The organism is Venatoribacter cucullus (assembly GCF_016132445.1).
Classification (GTDB): domain Bacteria; phylum Pseudomonadota; class Gammaproteobacteria; order Pseudomonadales; family Oceanobacteraceae; genus Venatoribacter; species Venatoribacter cucullus.
In genome coordinates, this window is record NZ_CP046056.1 from 768540 (window position 1) to 784132 (window position 15593).

Below are 15593 nucleotides of genomic sequence, written 5' to 3' on the forward strand. Positions count from 1 at the left end.
AGAGCCGTGATGAGTATTTCCTTAGCACAATGGCAACAGCAGGGTTTGTATTTCACCGTTAACGGCGAGCAGATTTTTTACCGCTGTTCTGGCAACCGGCATAAGCCGGTGCTATTACTGATTCACGGTTTTCCCACCGCCAGCTGGGACTGGCGCCACCTGTGGCCGGCATTAAGCCGGGATTATTGCCTGGTGGCGGCCGATATGCCGGGCTTCGGTTTCAGTGCCAAACCGCGCAGTTGGCAGTACAGCATCGTCCTGCAGGCCGATGTGCAGCAGGCATTGTTGCGCGAGCTGAATATTCAGCAGTTTCATATTCTGGCCCACGATTATGGCGATACGGTGGCGCAGGAGTTGCTGGCGCGCCATGCTGAACAGCCCATCGGTATTCAGACTGTGACGTTACTGAACGGCGGTTTATTTCCGGAAACCCATCAGCCGGTACTGGTGCAGCGGTTATTAATCAGCCCGCTGGGTTTTTTGCTGGCCAAATTCTTTTACGGGAAAAAACTGCGCCGCACGTTCTCCCGTATTTGCTCCCAGCCACTGGCGGAAGAAGAGCTGCAGGGGTTCTGGACGCTGATGAATTATCAGAATGGCCGGGCGGTGCTGCCTAAATTAATTCGTTATATGAGCGAGCGCCGCCGTTATCGCAGCCGCTGGGTCGGGGCTTTGCAACACAGCCCGGTGCCGCTGTGTTTGATTAATGGCAGTGATGATCCCATTTCCGGGCGTCACATGGTGGCGCGTTACCGGGAACTGGTCGGGGATACCAATATTACCGAGCTGGAACAGGTGGGGCATTATCCGCAGCTGGAAGCGCCGGCGGCGGTGCTGGCCGCCTGGCAGAATTTTATGGCAGCGCAGCAACCCAACGAACAGAATTTATAAATTAGCCGGGTGCAATGACATCCGGTAGGCCGAAACCGCCGGAATTAAACCAGCCACTAAGCCCAGACCAATACTCAGCCCCAGATACAGCGGTAATTCCTGCAGATTCAGCCAGCCATTCACCAGCACGCCGTAATGGCTGGCCAGCCAGCCCTGCAGTAACCATAACGCTGCACTGCTTAGCAGTACCGCCAGCAGCCAGCTGGCCATAATAATGAACAGCACTTCCAGCTGAATTAACAGCAACAGCTGCCAGGGGCGGGCGCCGATCAACCTTAATAAACCGATTTCCGCTTGCCGTACCGCCAGGCTCAGCTGCAGCATGGCCACTGAGCCCAGCACCGCCGTCACCAGCATAATGCCGCTGAGCAGATTCAGCAGTTGTTCGGCGCTGCTTAATAATTGCCAGAATTCACTGAGCGCCACGCCGGGTAAAACTGCACTCAGTGGTTCGCTGTGCGCGCCGTTAAGTTGCGCCTGCGCCTGAAAGGTCAGGGCACGGCTTTTTAAACCGATAAACACCGCCGACACCGCACTGGCGGGTGGCAGTTGCGCCAGGCTCAGCGCCGGCAGGGCACGCGCTTCGGCCGCCGGAATATGCAGCGGGTGATGGCCGTGATGGCCATGGTCATGCTTATCGTGCGTGTGTTCTTCGTGAGCCTGTTCTTTATGCGCGTGTTCGTCGTGTGCGTGTTCGTCTTCTGCCACTGCTTCCGCGGCCGCCAATAAGCGTGGCAGCGCCGGTGAGTGCAGCGCTTCCAGCGTATTCAGATGCACATGAATGGAACGGTCGACCGGTGTGCCGGTGGGCGCCAGCACGGCGCTGATCTGAAAACTCAGTTCATCATGGTGCTGGAAACTGTGCTGGTGGCTGCCATGGCTGAGCAGCAGATGGTCGCCCATCCGGTAGCCCAGTTCGCGCGCCACGCTGGCACCAATAATGGCCTGCAGCGGGTGGTTAAAGGCGGGTTCGTCGCCCTGCTGGCTGACCAGCGGCTGGCGGCGGCCGTAGCGGAAATGCTGAAAATAATCGTCATTGGTGCCGATCACCGCATAACCGCGGTGCGAATCACCCAGCACCAGCGGAAATTGCCAGGCCAGCTGCGGCAGGTTGCGGATGTCCTGCCAGCGTTCTGCCGACAAGGCCTGAGTCGGCGTGCCGAGGCGAAACACCGAGTACAGCACCACCTGCAGCGGATGGCTGCGGGCCGCGACAATTAAATCGGTGCCGCTGACGCTGCTGTTAAAACTGCTGCGTAATTCCTGGCTGACACTGCGGCCCAGCAATAAAGCCGACAGGCTCAGTGCCATGGCCAGAATGACCAGGCTCAGCGCCAGCTTGCGGGTGAGCAGGCTGCGTAACGCGACTTTCCACAACATCATACCGGCTGCTCCTGCATCGTCTGCGCTGGCTGCTGCAACTCCTGCAGGCTGCACACCCGGCTGAAATACTGGCGCAGCCGCTGATCGTGGCTGACCAGCAATAAGCCAGCGCCGGTATCGGCGCATTCCTGCAGCAATAACTGCATAAAGGCGGCGGTATTGTCGTCGTCCAGCGCCGAGGTAGGTTCATCGGCAATAATCAGCGCTGGCCGGTGCACCAGTGCGCGGGCAATGGCGGCCCGTTGTTGCTGGCCAATGCTCAGCTGGCTGACCCGCTGCTGGCGCTGGCCGGTGAGATTCAGGCTGCCTAACAAATGCTGCAGCCAGGCCGGCTCGGCTTTCTGGCCGGCAAAATGCAGCATTAATTGCAGGTTTTCTTCCACGGTCAGATAGGGCAGCAGATTCAGCGTCTGGCTGATAAACCCCAGCTGGCGCGCGCGCCAGTGGTCACGCCGGGCAGCGCTCAGTTGCCACAAGGATGTTCCCTGCAGAGTTACCGAACCGCTATTGGGACACTGCAGACCGGTAATAATCTGCAGCAGGGTGGATTTGCCAGAACCGGACGGGCCGTGCAGAAACAGGCGTTCGCCCGCCTGCAGGCAGAAGTGTGGAATGTGCAGCAGCGGCCGGGGCTGCCCCGGCCACTGGTGCTGCAGGTTGTTCAGTTCTAATAACGCGTCCGTCATGCCGGTTCCTTTTATTGGCCGTACTTTATTACCGTGCTTGTATCAGCCGTGCCTGGCCGGCGTTAAAAACGCCAGCGCACACCGGCCTGCAGGTTACGGCCCGGCAGCGGCGCGGCTTGTTTCAGATATGACACATGATTGACCGCGTATTCATCGGTCAGGTTCTGTACCGCCAGATGCCAGATTAACTCGCTGCCACCGATTGGCATATTGTATGCCGCATAAGCATTCAGAAGCATAAAGTCACTGGTTCTGGTTTCGTTTGGTGCGGTGTCATTCTGGGTAAAGATGGCACGACCTTCGGCGCGCAGATCCCAGCCATTATGCTCCCAATTTAGCGCTAACAGCATACTGGCCGGAGGGGTGCGCGGCAGATCTTCACCATTCGTGCGTTCCGCTTTAACCACGTCGCCACCAATATCCACATGCCAGGTGTTGGTCAGGTTATGCTGCCAGTTGAACTCCGCACCGGTAAAGCGGGCATCGCTCTGTTCATAACGGTAGACGTCATCGCAGTGGAAGGGATCGCCAGTGTTACCACATGGGCGTCCATAGTTATGCTCAATCTCTTTTATTTCGTTATAGATGTAATCGTCAAAGCGGTAGTGGTATACCGCCGCCTGCAGTTTGTTACGGTCACCCTGATACAGCCAGTTAAGGTCGATGGTCCAGGCTGTTTCGACATCCAGATCCGGGTTGTCCAGCTGGAAAGAGGAGGTGGCGTGGTGATCACCGTTCCAGTACAGCTCATACACTTCCGGAGCGCGTTGTACCCGTGCCAGGCTCAGGCCCAGGCGTTGTTGTTCAGACAAGACCCAGGTGCCGGCTGCTGACAGACTGACAGGAGTGAACTCTTTGTCATCGTAATAACTGCTCTGGTGGCGATAGTCATGGGTACCCGTAAATTCAATCGGGTCAGGATCGGTGCTGATATTAATGTGGTCAATCCGTGCGCCCAACTCGATGGTGCCATGGGTCCAATCACGTTGTTCTACCAAAAATACCCCAGCCTGTTCTGTGGTGGTGAGCGGCATGGGGGTGCTGTGAGCAAACTGATAGGTACCGTTAACATCAGTGCTGAAGTTCGCTCCTTCCAATCCGTCCCATCCAGTTGAGCCAAAGGAAGCGATATCATCACAGCCACCGTGGCTGTGACAAAGTCCAAGGTCTTGCTTCTCTAACTGAATACCGAACGTACCCTGCCATTGGCCAATAGCGCGATGACGGATACGGCTTTGCAATTCCCAGGTTTCTTGTTGGAATAAACCAACCACTTCGCCGGGTTCGGTTTCATCATGTTCGTAATCGGTGTAGGACAGTTCAGTACGCCATTCTTCCATCCAGTGGAACGCCGAGTCCGCAGCCGGACGCCAGGCGCCTTTTAAGTCGTAGCGGATTTGTTTGGGGACAACGCGGTACTGATCATCGTCGAGGCTGGGTACGCCGTAATCGTATTCCAGTGTGCTGATGCTGCCACCAACAAAGCCATTCACACCATCGGCCCAGCTGAGTGCTACCGCGCCACCCTTGCCTTCAGTGTTGCTGTTGGCAATGCGACCGCTGTTGTTACCGGCAGGAACGCGACCATTTTTACCACTGCGGTAATTGTCAGAGTCGCGTTTGAAACCATCCAGGTGCAGTGTCCAGTTGCCTTTACTCAGATCGAGTACTGCATCGGTACTGTAACCACTGTCGACACTGCTGCTTTTAACACCGACTTCTCCACTGATGCCATCGCCGGGTTGTTCATGAATGCGGCGATCAATGACGTTAACTACACCACCAATCGCACCACCGCCATACAACAGGGTTGCCGGGCCATAGATGACCTCAATTTGTTCCGCCGCACTGGCTTCGCTCATCGGGCTGTGGTCGGAGCTCATCGCAGAGGTATCACCGGTATCACTGCCGTTCTGCAGGATTTTTACCCGGCTGCCGCTCATGCCACGAATAACCGGTCGGCCTACACCCGGGCCAAATGACGAGTTGGCAATGCCCGGAGTGCTCTCCAGCAAGGTACCCAAAGAGGTTCCGCTGTTGTTGTCGATAGCATTTTTATCCAGCACGGTGACTGGTTGGGCAACATCGTAAACCGAACCTTGGCTAGCGCTGCTGATCACTAAGGTATCTAATTCTGTTGTATGAGCAGCAACTTGTGCGCTGCTGGTGGTGGCACAGATCGCCAGAAACAAGGCATTACGACGGTAACCGGATTGAAACGGCTGGAACATACAAAACCCTTAAATATGAACATCACAGGAGACCATTGCAGCGCACAAAATTCAGCAGCCACATAGGTGGTGCGGCTGGTTTCATTTATAGTCACAACAATGAATCAATCGGCCGGATCGGCCATTTGAACGATATGTTATATTATAACTTTTCAGTTTGGGAAGTCTTTATGCGTGGATTTTTGCTTTTACTGCTCAGCCTGGCGCTGCCGCTGCAGGCGCAACCCTACAAAACCATCGAGTTTATGGAGCTGCTGCCGGCGAAAGATTTACAGGCGTTGTCGAACCCGCCCGAAGATCTGCTGAGTATTGAAGAAGGCTCGCTGGAAGATCAGGTTGCCGCTGCTGTGGGAAAAGCGGTGGAGCAGTCGGCTAACAAAGAACCGCAGAACGAATGGGAGCGGGCGCTGCAGTCCACTGATGTACGGCCCGAGTACAACGGCAAAAAAATCCGCATTCCGGGTTTTGTGGTGCCGCTGGAGTTTGATGATCAGCAGGTGGTAACCGAGTTTTTCCTGGTGCCTTACTACGGCGCCTGCATTCACCTGCCGCCGCCACCACCGAACCAGATCATCCTGATGCAAAGCAAGAAAGGGGTGTATATGGACACCATCTACGACCCCTATTGGATTGAAGGCACCCTGTACACCGATCTTAAAACCAACGAGCTGGCCACCTCGGCGTACCGCATGGTGGTGGATAAGATCGAGCTGTATATCGGGCCGGCTGAATAGTCTTGTTGTGCGGGGCGGTATAAAAACCGTTATCCTGTGCGCCGTTTTACCTCTGAAAGTGAGTGATTTATGTTGTTGCTGAAACAGCACGCCGACTGGATTCTGTTTGCCCTGGTGGCGTTTCTGTTTGTGGTTTTTCCACAACTGGACCTGTGGGTCAGTGGCTGGTTTTACGACCCTGACAGCCACAGCTGGCCGATGAATGACAATGCCGTTGTTATGTCGATTTATGAATTGCTGCGCTATGGGCCGTTTTTTATCGTGCCATTGTTGCTGGCGGCCGTGGCCATGACCTTTGTAAAGCATGGCATTGATAAAGCTCAGCGCCGGATCTGGGTCTTTTTACTGGTGGGGTTGCTGGCGGGGCCGGGGTTGCTGGTGCACAGTGTTTTTAAAGAAGTGTTCGAGCGTCCGCGGCCGCGTGCAGTACAGGAGTTCGGCGGTACGGAAACCTTTGAGCCGGCCTTTGTTGTGTCTGAAAAGTGCCAGCGCAGCTGTACATCCTTTGTCAGCGGGCATTCCGCAATGGGGTTCTGGCTAATGGCTTTTGCCTGGGTTTTCCGGCGTCGCAGCTGGTTGTGGGCCGGTATTGTTGTCGGTTCACTGGCCAGTGCCGGGCGCATTGTGCAGGGCGGGCATTTTCTCAGCGACACCCTGGTTTCCGGCTTTATCTGCTACTTCGTTTACCGGGGTTTCAGCTGGTGGTTGTTGGGCCACAGCCGGATTCAGGAACCGGCTACGCGATAAGAAATGCAAATAAAAAAAGGCGCCGCGGCGCCTTTTTGTTTACCTGTAAAACGGCAATTATTCCGCTTCAATACCAGCAATTAACCAGGGTGCGTTGTCTTTGCTCAGGTCGCGCTCCAGATGCCAGACATCAAAGACGGCATCTTCGCTCTGCTCGCCGGCATCGCGGGCTAAACCCCGGAACAACAGGCTGATTTCAGCGCTGTTGCCCTGAGTGCCTGCGGCCACAATTTCGGCGTTCAGGTCGATAATGTCGGTTTGCGGGGCGCTGTCCATTTGCTGGCGCTGGTTGGCCAGCTGGGCAAAGAGTTCTGGTTTCACGTATTCGGCAATTACGTCCAGGTTGCCACTGTTCCAGGCGCTCTGTACGGCGCGGTAATGTTCCAGCGCACCCTCAATAAAGGCCTGCTGATCAAAGCCGGCCGGCAGATCAATCACCGCGGTGCTGGCCGGTGCGGCTGCTGCAGAATCACCGATGCTGCCCATATCAAACGCCTGGCGTTGCTGCGGCTGGGCCGGGCTTTGCGCACCGGGTGCGTAAGCGGCAGCGGGTTGCGGCGCGCGGCGACGCAGCAGTTTGAACAGTACAAAGCCCACCAGTGCAATCAGCAGGATGTCCATAAACTGAATGCCTTCAAAGGCACCGCTGCCGAGCAGGTAAGCGAAAATTCCGCCGGCCAGTAACCCCCCCATCAGTCCGCCCAGCATGCCTTTACCGGCTGCGCCGGCTGCCGGTGTTGCCTGCTGAGCCTGATCCTGCTTTTGCGGGGCCTGACGTTGTTGCGTGGGTACGGCTTTGCTTTTACCGAAACCACCGCCACCGAAGCGCTTGGCATCGGCCTGGTGGGCAATACCAAAGGTCAGAATCAGTACGGAAAACAATGTCCAGAAGGCTTTCATAAGGTCCTCTATGCAGGTCAAAAAATGATGCCCATGGTAGGTAAGGGCTGAGTAAAAGTCACCTGCGGCTTAGGCAGGAAGCGTAAAGCCGGGGCGCACACCTGTGCCGGCGATTAAAGCCTTTATTTTTGTGTGGGTTTGATTCAGGTCAACGCGTGTTTTGCTGGCTTGCCTAGACTCGGCAAGGATACGCCATCTGATAAGAGGGAAAAGGACGTATGGAAATCACTGAATGGACACAGGATCTGAACCTGGGTATTGAGATTATTGATTCGCAGCATCGCCGTATTGTCGATTACATCAACGATCTGACGCACGCCATTATTGCCGAAAATCAGGCCGAAGTGGCGGATGTGCTGGAGCGTCTGCGCGATTACACCTTTGACCACTTTGCCTTTGAAGAGCAGCTGATGAAAAAGGCAGGCTATGAGCTGCTGGAGGCGCATCAGGCGGTACACCGGCGTTTTGAGGAAAAAGTGGTGCGTATGCAGCATGAACTGCAAAGCGGCCGCGACCCTTTCGGCATTGCCCGGCGCGTGCGTACAGCGCTGCTGGCCTGGCTGATTCAGCATATTCGCCACGAAGACGTGGACTACGTGCCGCTGGTGAAAAAGAGCCTGAAAAGCAATGAAAGCTGGATCGAAAGCACACTGACCAGAATCTTTGGCAGTTCCTCGGCCACCAGTTAACTGCCGCCCTGCCGGCAGGCTTACCAGAACAGGGTGGCGTAGCCGCTAATCAGGCCAATACAGAGCAGGTTAAGCCAGATACCGGTGCGCATCATCCGTTGCTGCGGTACCTGGCCGGTACCAAATACAATGGCATTGGGCGGGGTGGCGACCGGCAGCATAAAGGCACAGGACGCTGAGACTGCAATCAATACCGCTAAGGTCACCGGATCCACGCCCATACTGCCGGCAATGCCGGTAAAGACCGGAATCAGCAGCGCGGCACTGGCGGTATTGCTGGCAAATTCAGTCAGAAACACCACGAAGGTAACAATCACCAGCGTTACCAGTACCGGGCTGGCCTGATCCAGTAACGCACCGATGTTATTGGCCAGAAACAGGCTGGTGCCGGTGGTGTTCAGCACCGCACTCAGGCACAGGCCACCGCCGAACAGCAGCAGTACACTCCAGTCGGTGGTGCGCTCTATGTCTTTCCAGCCCACCACGCCGCTGATGGCCAGGGCAATAATGGCGGCAATGGCCACCAGGGTGTCAAAGGACGATAACCCACCCAGCAGCTTGTTCAGCGGCGCACTGAAAATCCAGCACAGTACGGTGGCAATAAAAATCAGCAGGGTCAGCTGGCGTTGGCGGGTCCACTGTACCTGGGTTTTTTCTACGGCGACGCGGGCGCTTAAATCCGGTTTCAGAACCATATACAAAACCAGTACCGCGGCTGGTAATAACAGCAAGGTCAGCGGCAGGGCTTTCTGCATCCAGCCCATAAAGGTTAAGCCGGTCTGGGCCGCAGCAATGGCATTGGGCGGGCTGCCAACCAGGGTGGCAATACCACCAATGCTGGCACAGTAAGCAATGCCCAGCAGGGTGAAAACCCAGGTGTTCTGGTTATGTTCACGGTCGAGCTGGCTCAGCATCCCCAATGCCAGCGGCAGCATCATGGCCGCTGTAGCGGTATTGCTGATCCACATGGACAGTCCGGCAGCCACGGCAAACAGCAACAATACGGCAACGGCCAGGCGGCCACGGGCAAAGTTCAGCACCAGCGCAGCGATGGCTTTATCCAATCCCTGCGTGCTGAGGGCCGAAGCCAGGGCAAAACCACCCAAAAACAGAAAAATAATGGGGTCGGCAAAGCTGCTGAGGGCTTTGCCGGTGGGAAAGACATCCAGCAAGACGGCCAGCACCGGCACCAGCAGCGCCGTGATGCTGACGTGAATAGCCTCGGTCAGCCACAGCACGGCAATAAAAATCAGCATGCTGAGGCCTGTGACCACCTTCGGCTCAAACGGCAGCAGGTTCAGCAGGGCAATCAGCAACAGTACATCGACTGCCAGAATGATCCGTTTGCGGCGGATGTGCGCCGCCGGTACTGATAAGCTCATAGGTTCTCCGCTAAACAGGCCGGGGGCGGGTTACATCACCCGCATACCCGGTTGGGCACCTTCGTGGGGTTCCAGCAGGAAAATATCGCTGCCACCGGGGCCGGCGGCCAGCACCATGCCTTCTGATAAGCCGAATTTCATTTTGCGTGGGGCCAGGTTGGCGACCATGACCGTCAGCTTGCCGTTCAGGTCTTCCGGGTTATAAGCCGATTTAATGCCGGAGAAAACATTACGGGTTTCGCCGTTGCCGATATCGAGGGTCAGTTGCAGCAGCTTTTCGGCGCCTTCCACATGCTCCGCTTTGATAATGCGGGCAATGCGCAGATCCACTTTGGCAAAATCCGGAAATTCGATGGTGTCGGCGATCACTTCATTGCCGTCGTCGCGCAGGGCAGGGCCTTTCGCTTTCTCTTTTTTATCGGCTTTTTTGTCCGCTTTTTTATCAGCGGGATTGGCAGCCGCTGGTTGTACGCCACCGTTTTCTTTTTCCAGCTCGGTTTTGGTTTCTTCCAGAATGGCGGTTACTTTGTCCATTTCTGCGCGCGCCAGCATGGGCTGGAATTTATTGATTTTGTGGCTGGTCAGAATGCTGCGGCGGGCTTCCCAGTTAAGGTTTTCCAGGTTCAGGAACTCACAGGTTTTGGCCGCAATTTCCGGCAGCACGGGCGCCAGGTAAGTAACCAGCTGGCGGAACAGGTTCAGCGCCACCGAGCACACCTCCTGCACTTCCTGCTGGCGGCCTTCTTCCTTGTTCATGGCCCAGGGGGCTTTATCCTGAATGTATTCGTTGGCACGATCGGCCAGCGCCATAATCTCTTTCATGGCGCGGCTGAATTCGCGTTTTTCGTAGTGCCCGGCAATCTGGTCGCCGGCGTCGATAAATTCCTGCACCATGGCCGGTTCGGCACAGGTGGCACTTAATTCACCGCTGGCCTTGGCAATAAAATTGCCGGTACGGCTGGCAATGTTCACCAGTTTGTTGACCAGATCGGCGTTCACGCGCTGCACAAAATCTTCCAGATTCAGGTCGAAATCATCGACGCTGGCACCCAGCTTGGCGGCAAAGTAATAGCGCAAATAGGTGGGGTTTAAATGGTTCAGGAACGTGCGGGCCTTAATAAAGGTACCGCGCGACTTGGACATTTTGGCGCCATTTACCGTTACAAAACCGTGCGCATTGACCGCCGTGGGGGTGCGGTAATCGGCGGCGGTCAGCATCGACGGCCAGAACAGCGCGTGGAAGTTAATAATGTCTTTGCCGATAAAGTGGTACAGCTCGGCTTCGGAGCCTTTTTTCCAGAACGCATCAAAATCGATATCGCCGCGCTGGTCGCACAGGTTTTTAAAGCTGGCCATGTAGCCGATGGGGGCGTCCAGCCAAACGTAGAAATACTTGCCCGGGGCATCGGGAATTTCAAAACCGAAATAGGGCGCATCGCGGGAGATGTCCCATTCCTGCAGGCCGGAATCCAGCCATTCCTGCAGCTTGTTGGCCACTTCGTCCTGCAGCGTGCCGGAGCGGGTCCAGTCTTTCAGAAACTGCTGGAAATCCGGCAGTTTGAAGAAGTAATGCTCGGATTCTTTTTCCACCGGCGTGGCGCCGGAAATAGTGGAAAACGGATTTTTCAGTTCAGCCGGGGTGTAGGTGGCACCGCAGGCTTCACAGTTATCGCCGTACTGGTCGCCAGCGCCACATTTCGGGCACTCACCTTTAATGTAACGGTCGGCCAGAAACAGCTCTTTCACCGGATCGTACAGCTGTTTGATTTTGCGTACGGCAATATGGCCTTTATCACGGCAGGCTTTGTAGATCCGCTCGGAGAAATAACGGTTTTCTTCGCTGTGGGTGCTGTGAAAGTTATCGAAGGCCACCTGAAAACCGGCGAAATCGGCTTCGTGCTCGGCTTTTACCCGGTCAATCAGTTGTTCCGGAGTAATGCCCTCTTTTTCGGCACGCAGCATAATGGCGGTGCCATGAGCATCGTCGGCGCAAACGTAGTAACACTCGTGGCCACGGGCTTTCTGGAAACGAACCCAGATATCCGTCTGAATATATTCCAGCATATGGCCCATGTGGATGGAGCCGTTGGCATAGGGAAGGGCGCTGGTTACCAGAATTTTACGAGGGTTCGGTGCGGTCATGACAATTCGCTACGGTTGCTCAAAGGAAAGGCGGCATTGTAGCGAATTTAAGGCCTGCCCGCGATGGGCCACCGCAGGCAGGTTAAGAGGCACTCTGGTTTATTCGTCGTAACGGAAGGACGGGTCAATGGTGACGCGGGCGGCACGCACGGTGTTGTCTTTGATCTGCAGAATTTCCACCCGGTACTGGTTAATACGCAGACAGGCCGGGGAGTCGGGGATGTGCTCCATCATTTCCACAATCAGGCCGCTGATGGTTTTCGGGCCATCGGTCGGCAGGTTCCACTTCAGTGCTTTGTTCACATCACGCACATAAGCCGCACCGTCCACCACATAGCTGCCGTCTTCCTGCGGATGCACATCCGGTGAGCTGGCGGCCACCACGTCGGTGGTAAACTCACCCACGATCTCTTCCAGAATATCTTCCAGGGTGCAAATACCCTGAACGTCGCCGTACTCATCCACCACCAGGGCGATGCGGCGTTTGTTTTTCTGGAAGTTGAACAGCTGGGTGTGCAGCGGCGTGCTTTCCGGAATGAAGTAGGGTTCGCGGCAAATTTTCTCGATATGCTCTTTCAGCAATTCACCGGCATTCAGAAAACGGCTGATATTACGGGTGTGCAGCATGCCCACCACGTTATTGATATCACCGCGGTACACCGGCATCCGCGTATGCTGGGTGGTGCGCAGACGTTTGGTCAGGGCGGCAATATCATCGTCCAGATCCAGCCCTACCACTTCATTACGCGGCACCATAATGTCGTTTACGGTCATTTTCTCGAGGTCGAGAATACTGATCAGCATATGCTGGTGGCGCTTCGGGATCATGGTGCCGGCTTCCCGCACAATGGTGCGCAGCTCTTCGGTACTGAGATTATCCGGGGTGTTGTTGTGAACATCGATCCGCACCAGCCGCAGCAGGCCATTGGCGATAGCACCAACAAACCATACAAAAGGATGCAGCAGGGTTTGCACCGGCAACAGAATGCGCGATGCCGGGTAAGCAATGCGCTCGGGCCGGATGGCGGCCAGGGTTTTCGGCGTCACTTCGGCAAAAATCAGCACCACCAGAGTAAACAGAATGGTGTTTACAAAGACGGCCAGGTCGGGGTTATCGGGCCACAGGCGTTGGCTGATGATGGTAGCCAGAGCGGCAGCGGCAAAGTTAACCAGGTTATTACCGGTAAGAATGGTACCGATCAGACGATCGGGCTTTTCCAGCAATTTCGTGGCGCGTACGGCCCCTTTATGCTTGTTCTTTGCCAGATGCCGTAACCGGTAACGGTTCAGCGACATCATGCCGGTTTCTGAACTGGAAAAAAAAGCAGAGCACAGTAACAGGACGATCAGTATGCCAAACAGCATACTTAAGGGAACGTCGCTCAAGAGTGGATCCTTCTGTTATTAAGATTCCGCCATCATAGGCACAGACAACAAGCTGTCAACTGCAGAGCCGGTTCAGGGCTGCTGCAGCAGCAGTTCCAGGACGAATTTGGTACCCATGTACGACAAGATCAGAAAGGCGGTACCGGTCAGGGTCCAGCGGCTGGCAATGATGCCGCGCCAGCCAAAGCGGTAACGGCCAAACAGCAGGGTAGCGAAGACCAGCCAGCCGATGCTGGCAAAGGCCACTTTGTGCAGCAGATGCTGGGCTTTTAAGTCCCATACCACCGGCAGGCCAATGGCGAATGCGGCGGTCAGCAGCAGCATGCCCAGCCAGATCATTTCAAACAGCAGCGCATCCATGGTTTGCAGAGATGGCAGGGCCTGTACCAGACCACGGGTCTGACGGGCTTTCAGGGCGCGGTCCTGCAGCCACAGCAGAATGGATTGTACGGCGGCGATGCTGAACACACTGTAGGCCAGAATGGACAGCAGAATATGCCAGGTAAGGGCATAGCTGAGTTCTGGCAGCGGTGCCTGCACGTCGGTAATGGCAGCAATCAGCAGCAGCAGGCTGGCGATGGGCAGCAGGCCGACCAGCAGGTTGTCGACCGGTTTGCGCCAGCTGGAGAACAGCAGTAACAGCACCACCACCCAGGCGATGAGTGAACCGACTTCAAATAAGGCGAAGTTAATCTGTGGCTGTCCCAGCATGGCCAGGCCCAGATACACCAGATGCAGCAACGCACCGACCATGGTGCCGGTGAGAACCTGTGAACGGTTGGCGGGTGCCTGGCCGCTCAAGGTTTGCCATTGGCGATATGCCGCCCACAGATAAAAACCGGCGGCGGGAACTGCTGCTACTAATCCGGACATGCCCGATCTCCTGTCAAGAGCGGCAGTTTCGCACAAGGCGGGCATTGGTAAAAGTGCGTGTTTGGGGCCGGGGCGGTGGCGGGGTATACTGCGCGCTGAATTTTTATGGGTTTGAGTCATCCGCTATGTTTGAGAGCCTTACCGACCGCCTTGGCAGTGCCTTAAAAAGCATCACTGGCCAGGCCAAACTGACCGAAGACAATATTAAAGCGACCGTCCGCGAAGTGCGCATGGCGCTGCTGGAAGCCGACGTGGCTTTGCCGGTTGTAAAAGCCTTTACCGAGCAGGTAAAAGAGCGTGCCATTGGCGCTGAAGTGCTGAAAAGCCTGAATCCGGGCCAGGTATTCCTGAAGATCGTCCATGAAGAACTGATGCAGGTTATGGGCGAGGCCAACGAAAAACTGAATCTGGCCACGCAGCCACCGGCCATTGTGTTAATGGCCGGTTTACAGGGTGCCGGTAAAACCACCACGGTGGGCAAACTGGCGCGCTTTCTGATTGAACGCGAAAAGAAAAAAGTGATGGTGGTATCCGCCGACGTTTATCGTCCGGCCGCTATTAAACAGCTGGAAACCCTGGCCAACGATGTCGGCGCGCTGTTCCACCCATCCAGCGCTGACCAGAAGCCGGTCGATATTGCCAAAGCGGCCATTGATGCGGCTAAGCGTGCCGCCGCCGACGTACTGCTGGTGGATACCGCTGGTCGTCTGGCGGTAGACGAAGAAATGATGGCGGAAATCAAACAGCTGCACGCCGCCATTAATCCGATTGAAACCCTGTTCGTGGTCGATGCCATGACCGGCCAGGACGCGGCCAATACCGCTAAGGCCTTTAATGAGGCGTTACCGCTGACCGGCGTGGTGTTAACCAAAGCCGACGGTGATGCCCGTGGCGGTGCGGCACTGTCGGTGCGCCACATTACCGGCAAGCCAATTAAGTTTATGGGGATGGGTGAAAAAACCGATGCCCTTGAGCCTTTCCACCCGGACCGGGTGGCGTCACGGATTCTTGACCTCGGTGATGTACTGTCGCTGATCGAACAGGCCGAGCGCACCATCGATAAAGCCAAAGCCGATAAACTGGCGAAAAAGATCAAAACCGGTAAAGGCTTTGATCTGGAAGATTTCCTCGACCAGATTCAGCAAATGAAAAACATGGGCGGTTTAACCTCCATGCTGGATAAATTGCCGGGCATGGGCAACCTGGGCCAGATGGCCAAGCAGACCGATGCGGCAGAGAAAAACTTCAAACAAATGGAGTCGATTATTTTCTCCATGACCCGTGAAGAACGTCGTTTCCCGGACAAAATTAACGGCTCGCGCAAAAAGCGTATTGCCGCCGGTTCCGGTACGCAGATTCAGGACGTTAACCGCGTACTGAAGCAGCACGCCCAGATGCAGAAAATGATGAAGAAAGTCACCGCCAAAGGTGGCATGCAGAAAATGATGCGCGCCATGGGTGGTATGCGTGGCATGGGGGGCGGCGGCCCGTTCGGCGGCGGTGGTGGTCCGTTTGGTGGTGGCATGCCACCGATGCGCTGAGCTGGGTA

The 15593-nt window shown here is 55.8% G+C and carries 13 protein-coding genes; 5 read left to right on the top strand and 8 right to left on the bottom strand.

Annotation, left to right across the window (positions count from 1 at the left end):
* Nucleotides 1-9 precede the first annotated feature (9 nt).
* Nucleotides 10-891: an alpha/beta fold hydrolase gene (locus tag GJQ55_RS03750; RefSeq protein WP_228346179.1), complete on the top strand. Its 882-nt coding sequence runs from the start codon at nucleotides 10-12 to the stop codon at nucleotides 889-891.
* Here GJQ55_RS03750 and GJQ55_RS03755 read toward each other — a convergent pair.
* From GJQ55_RS03755 to GJQ55_RS03765, 3 genes are all read right to left on the bottom strand, one after another.
* On the bottom strand, nucleotides 886-2274 hold the full coding sequence (locus GJQ55_RS03755; protein WP_228346180.1) for an ABC transporter permease: 1389 nt from the start codon (nucleotides 2272-2274) through the stop codon (nucleotides 886-888). The genes GJQ55_RS03750 and GJQ55_RS03755 overlap by 6 nt on opposite strands.
* Nucleotides 2271-2960, bottom strand: a complete 690-nt coding sequence (locus tag GJQ55_RS03760) for an ABC transporter ATP-binding protein (protein WP_228346181.1) — start codon at nucleotides 2958-2960, stop codon at nucleotides 2271-2273. Before GJQ55_RS03760 ends, GJQ55_RS03755 begins: the two co-directional genes overlap by 4 nt.
* Nucleotides 2961-3022: 62 nt before the next feature.
* A complete protein-coding gene (locus GJQ55_RS03765) occupies nucleotides 3023-5191 on the bottom strand; it encodes a TonB-dependent receptor (protein WP_228346182.1) in 2169 nt (722 codons plus the stop codon).
* A 170-nt stretch (nucleotides 5192-5361) separates the two neighbouring features.
* Here GJQ55_RS03765 and GJQ55_RS03770 point away from each other — a divergent pair, with 170 nt between their 5' ends.
* Entirely contained in the window at nucleotides 5362-5925 is a 564-nt protein-coding gene (locus GJQ55_RS03770) for a DUF3299 domain-containing protein (RefSeq protein ID WP_228346183.1), read from the top strand.
* A gap of 69 nt (nucleotides 5926-5994) precedes the next feature.
* Complete coding sequence (locus tag GJQ55_RS03775) at nucleotides 5995-6672, top strand: phosphatase PAP2 family protein (RefSeq protein ID WP_228346184.1); 678 nt, start codon at nucleotides 5995-5997, stop codon at nucleotides 6670-6672.
* A 57-nt stretch (nucleotides 6673-6729) separates the two neighbouring features.
* Here GJQ55_RS03775 and GJQ55_RS03780 read toward each other — a convergent pair whose 3' ends face one another.
* The gene (locus tag GJQ55_RS03780) at nucleotides 6730-7572 is read right to left on the bottom strand and encodes a Tim44 domain-containing protein (RefSeq protein ID WP_228346185.1); all 843 of its coding nucleotides are present in this window, start codon (nucleotides 7570-7572) and stop codon (nucleotides 6730-6732) included.
* A 218-nt stretch (nucleotides 7573-7790) separates the two neighbouring features.
* On the opposite strand from GJQ55_RS03780, the gene GJQ55_RS03785 reads away from it, so the two are divergent.
* Nucleotides 7791-8261 carry a bacteriohemerythrin gene (locus tag GJQ55_RS03785; protein ID WP_228346186.1) on the top strand — a complete coding sequence of 157 codons (471 nt, stop codon included), beginning with the start codon at nucleotides 7791-7793 and terminating at the stop codon, nucleotides 8259-8261.
* Between the two features lie 20 nt (nucleotides 8262-8281).
* On the opposite strand, the gene GJQ55_RS03790 is transcribed toward GJQ55_RS03785, so the two are convergent.
* From GJQ55_RS03790 to GJQ55_RS03805, 4 genes are all read right to left on the bottom strand, one after another.
* Nucleotides 8282-9643, bottom strand: a complete 1362-nt coding sequence (locus GJQ55_RS03790; RefSeq protein ID WP_228346187.1) for an SLC13 family permease — start codon at nucleotides 9641-9643, stop codon at nucleotides 8282-8284.
* A 30-nt stretch (nucleotides 9644-9673) separates the two neighbouring features.
* Nucleotides 9674-11785 carry a methionine--tRNA ligase gene (gene metG / locus GJQ55_RS03795; RefSeq protein ID WP_228346188.1) on the bottom strand — a complete coding sequence of 704 codons (2112 nt, stop codon included), beginning with the start codon at nucleotides 11783-11785 and terminating at the stop codon, nucleotides 9674-9676.
* Between the two features lie 99 nt (nucleotides 11786-11884).
* Complete coding sequence (locus GJQ55_RS03800; RefSeq protein WP_420907153.1) at nucleotides 11885-13171, bottom strand: HlyC/CorC family transporter; 1287 nt, start codon at nucleotides 13169-13171, stop codon at nucleotides 11885-11887.
* 72 nt (nucleotides 13172-13243) lie between these two features.
* Nucleotides 13244-14044, bottom strand: a complete 801-nt coding sequence (locus GJQ55_RS03805; RefSeq protein WP_228346189.1) for a cytochrome C assembly family protein — start codon at nucleotides 14042-14044, stop codon at nucleotides 13244-13246.
* Between the two features lie 125 nt (nucleotides 14045-14169).
* Here GJQ55_RS03805 and ffh point away from each other — a divergent pair, with 125 nt between their 5' ends.
* The gene (gene ffh, locus GJQ55_RS03810) at nucleotides 14170-15585 is read left to right on the top strand and encodes a signal recognition particle protein (protein WP_228346190.1); all 1416 of its coding nucleotides are present in this window, start codon (nucleotides 14170-14172) and stop codon (nucleotides 15583-15585) included.
* Nucleotides 15586-15593 lie beyond the last annotated feature (8 nt).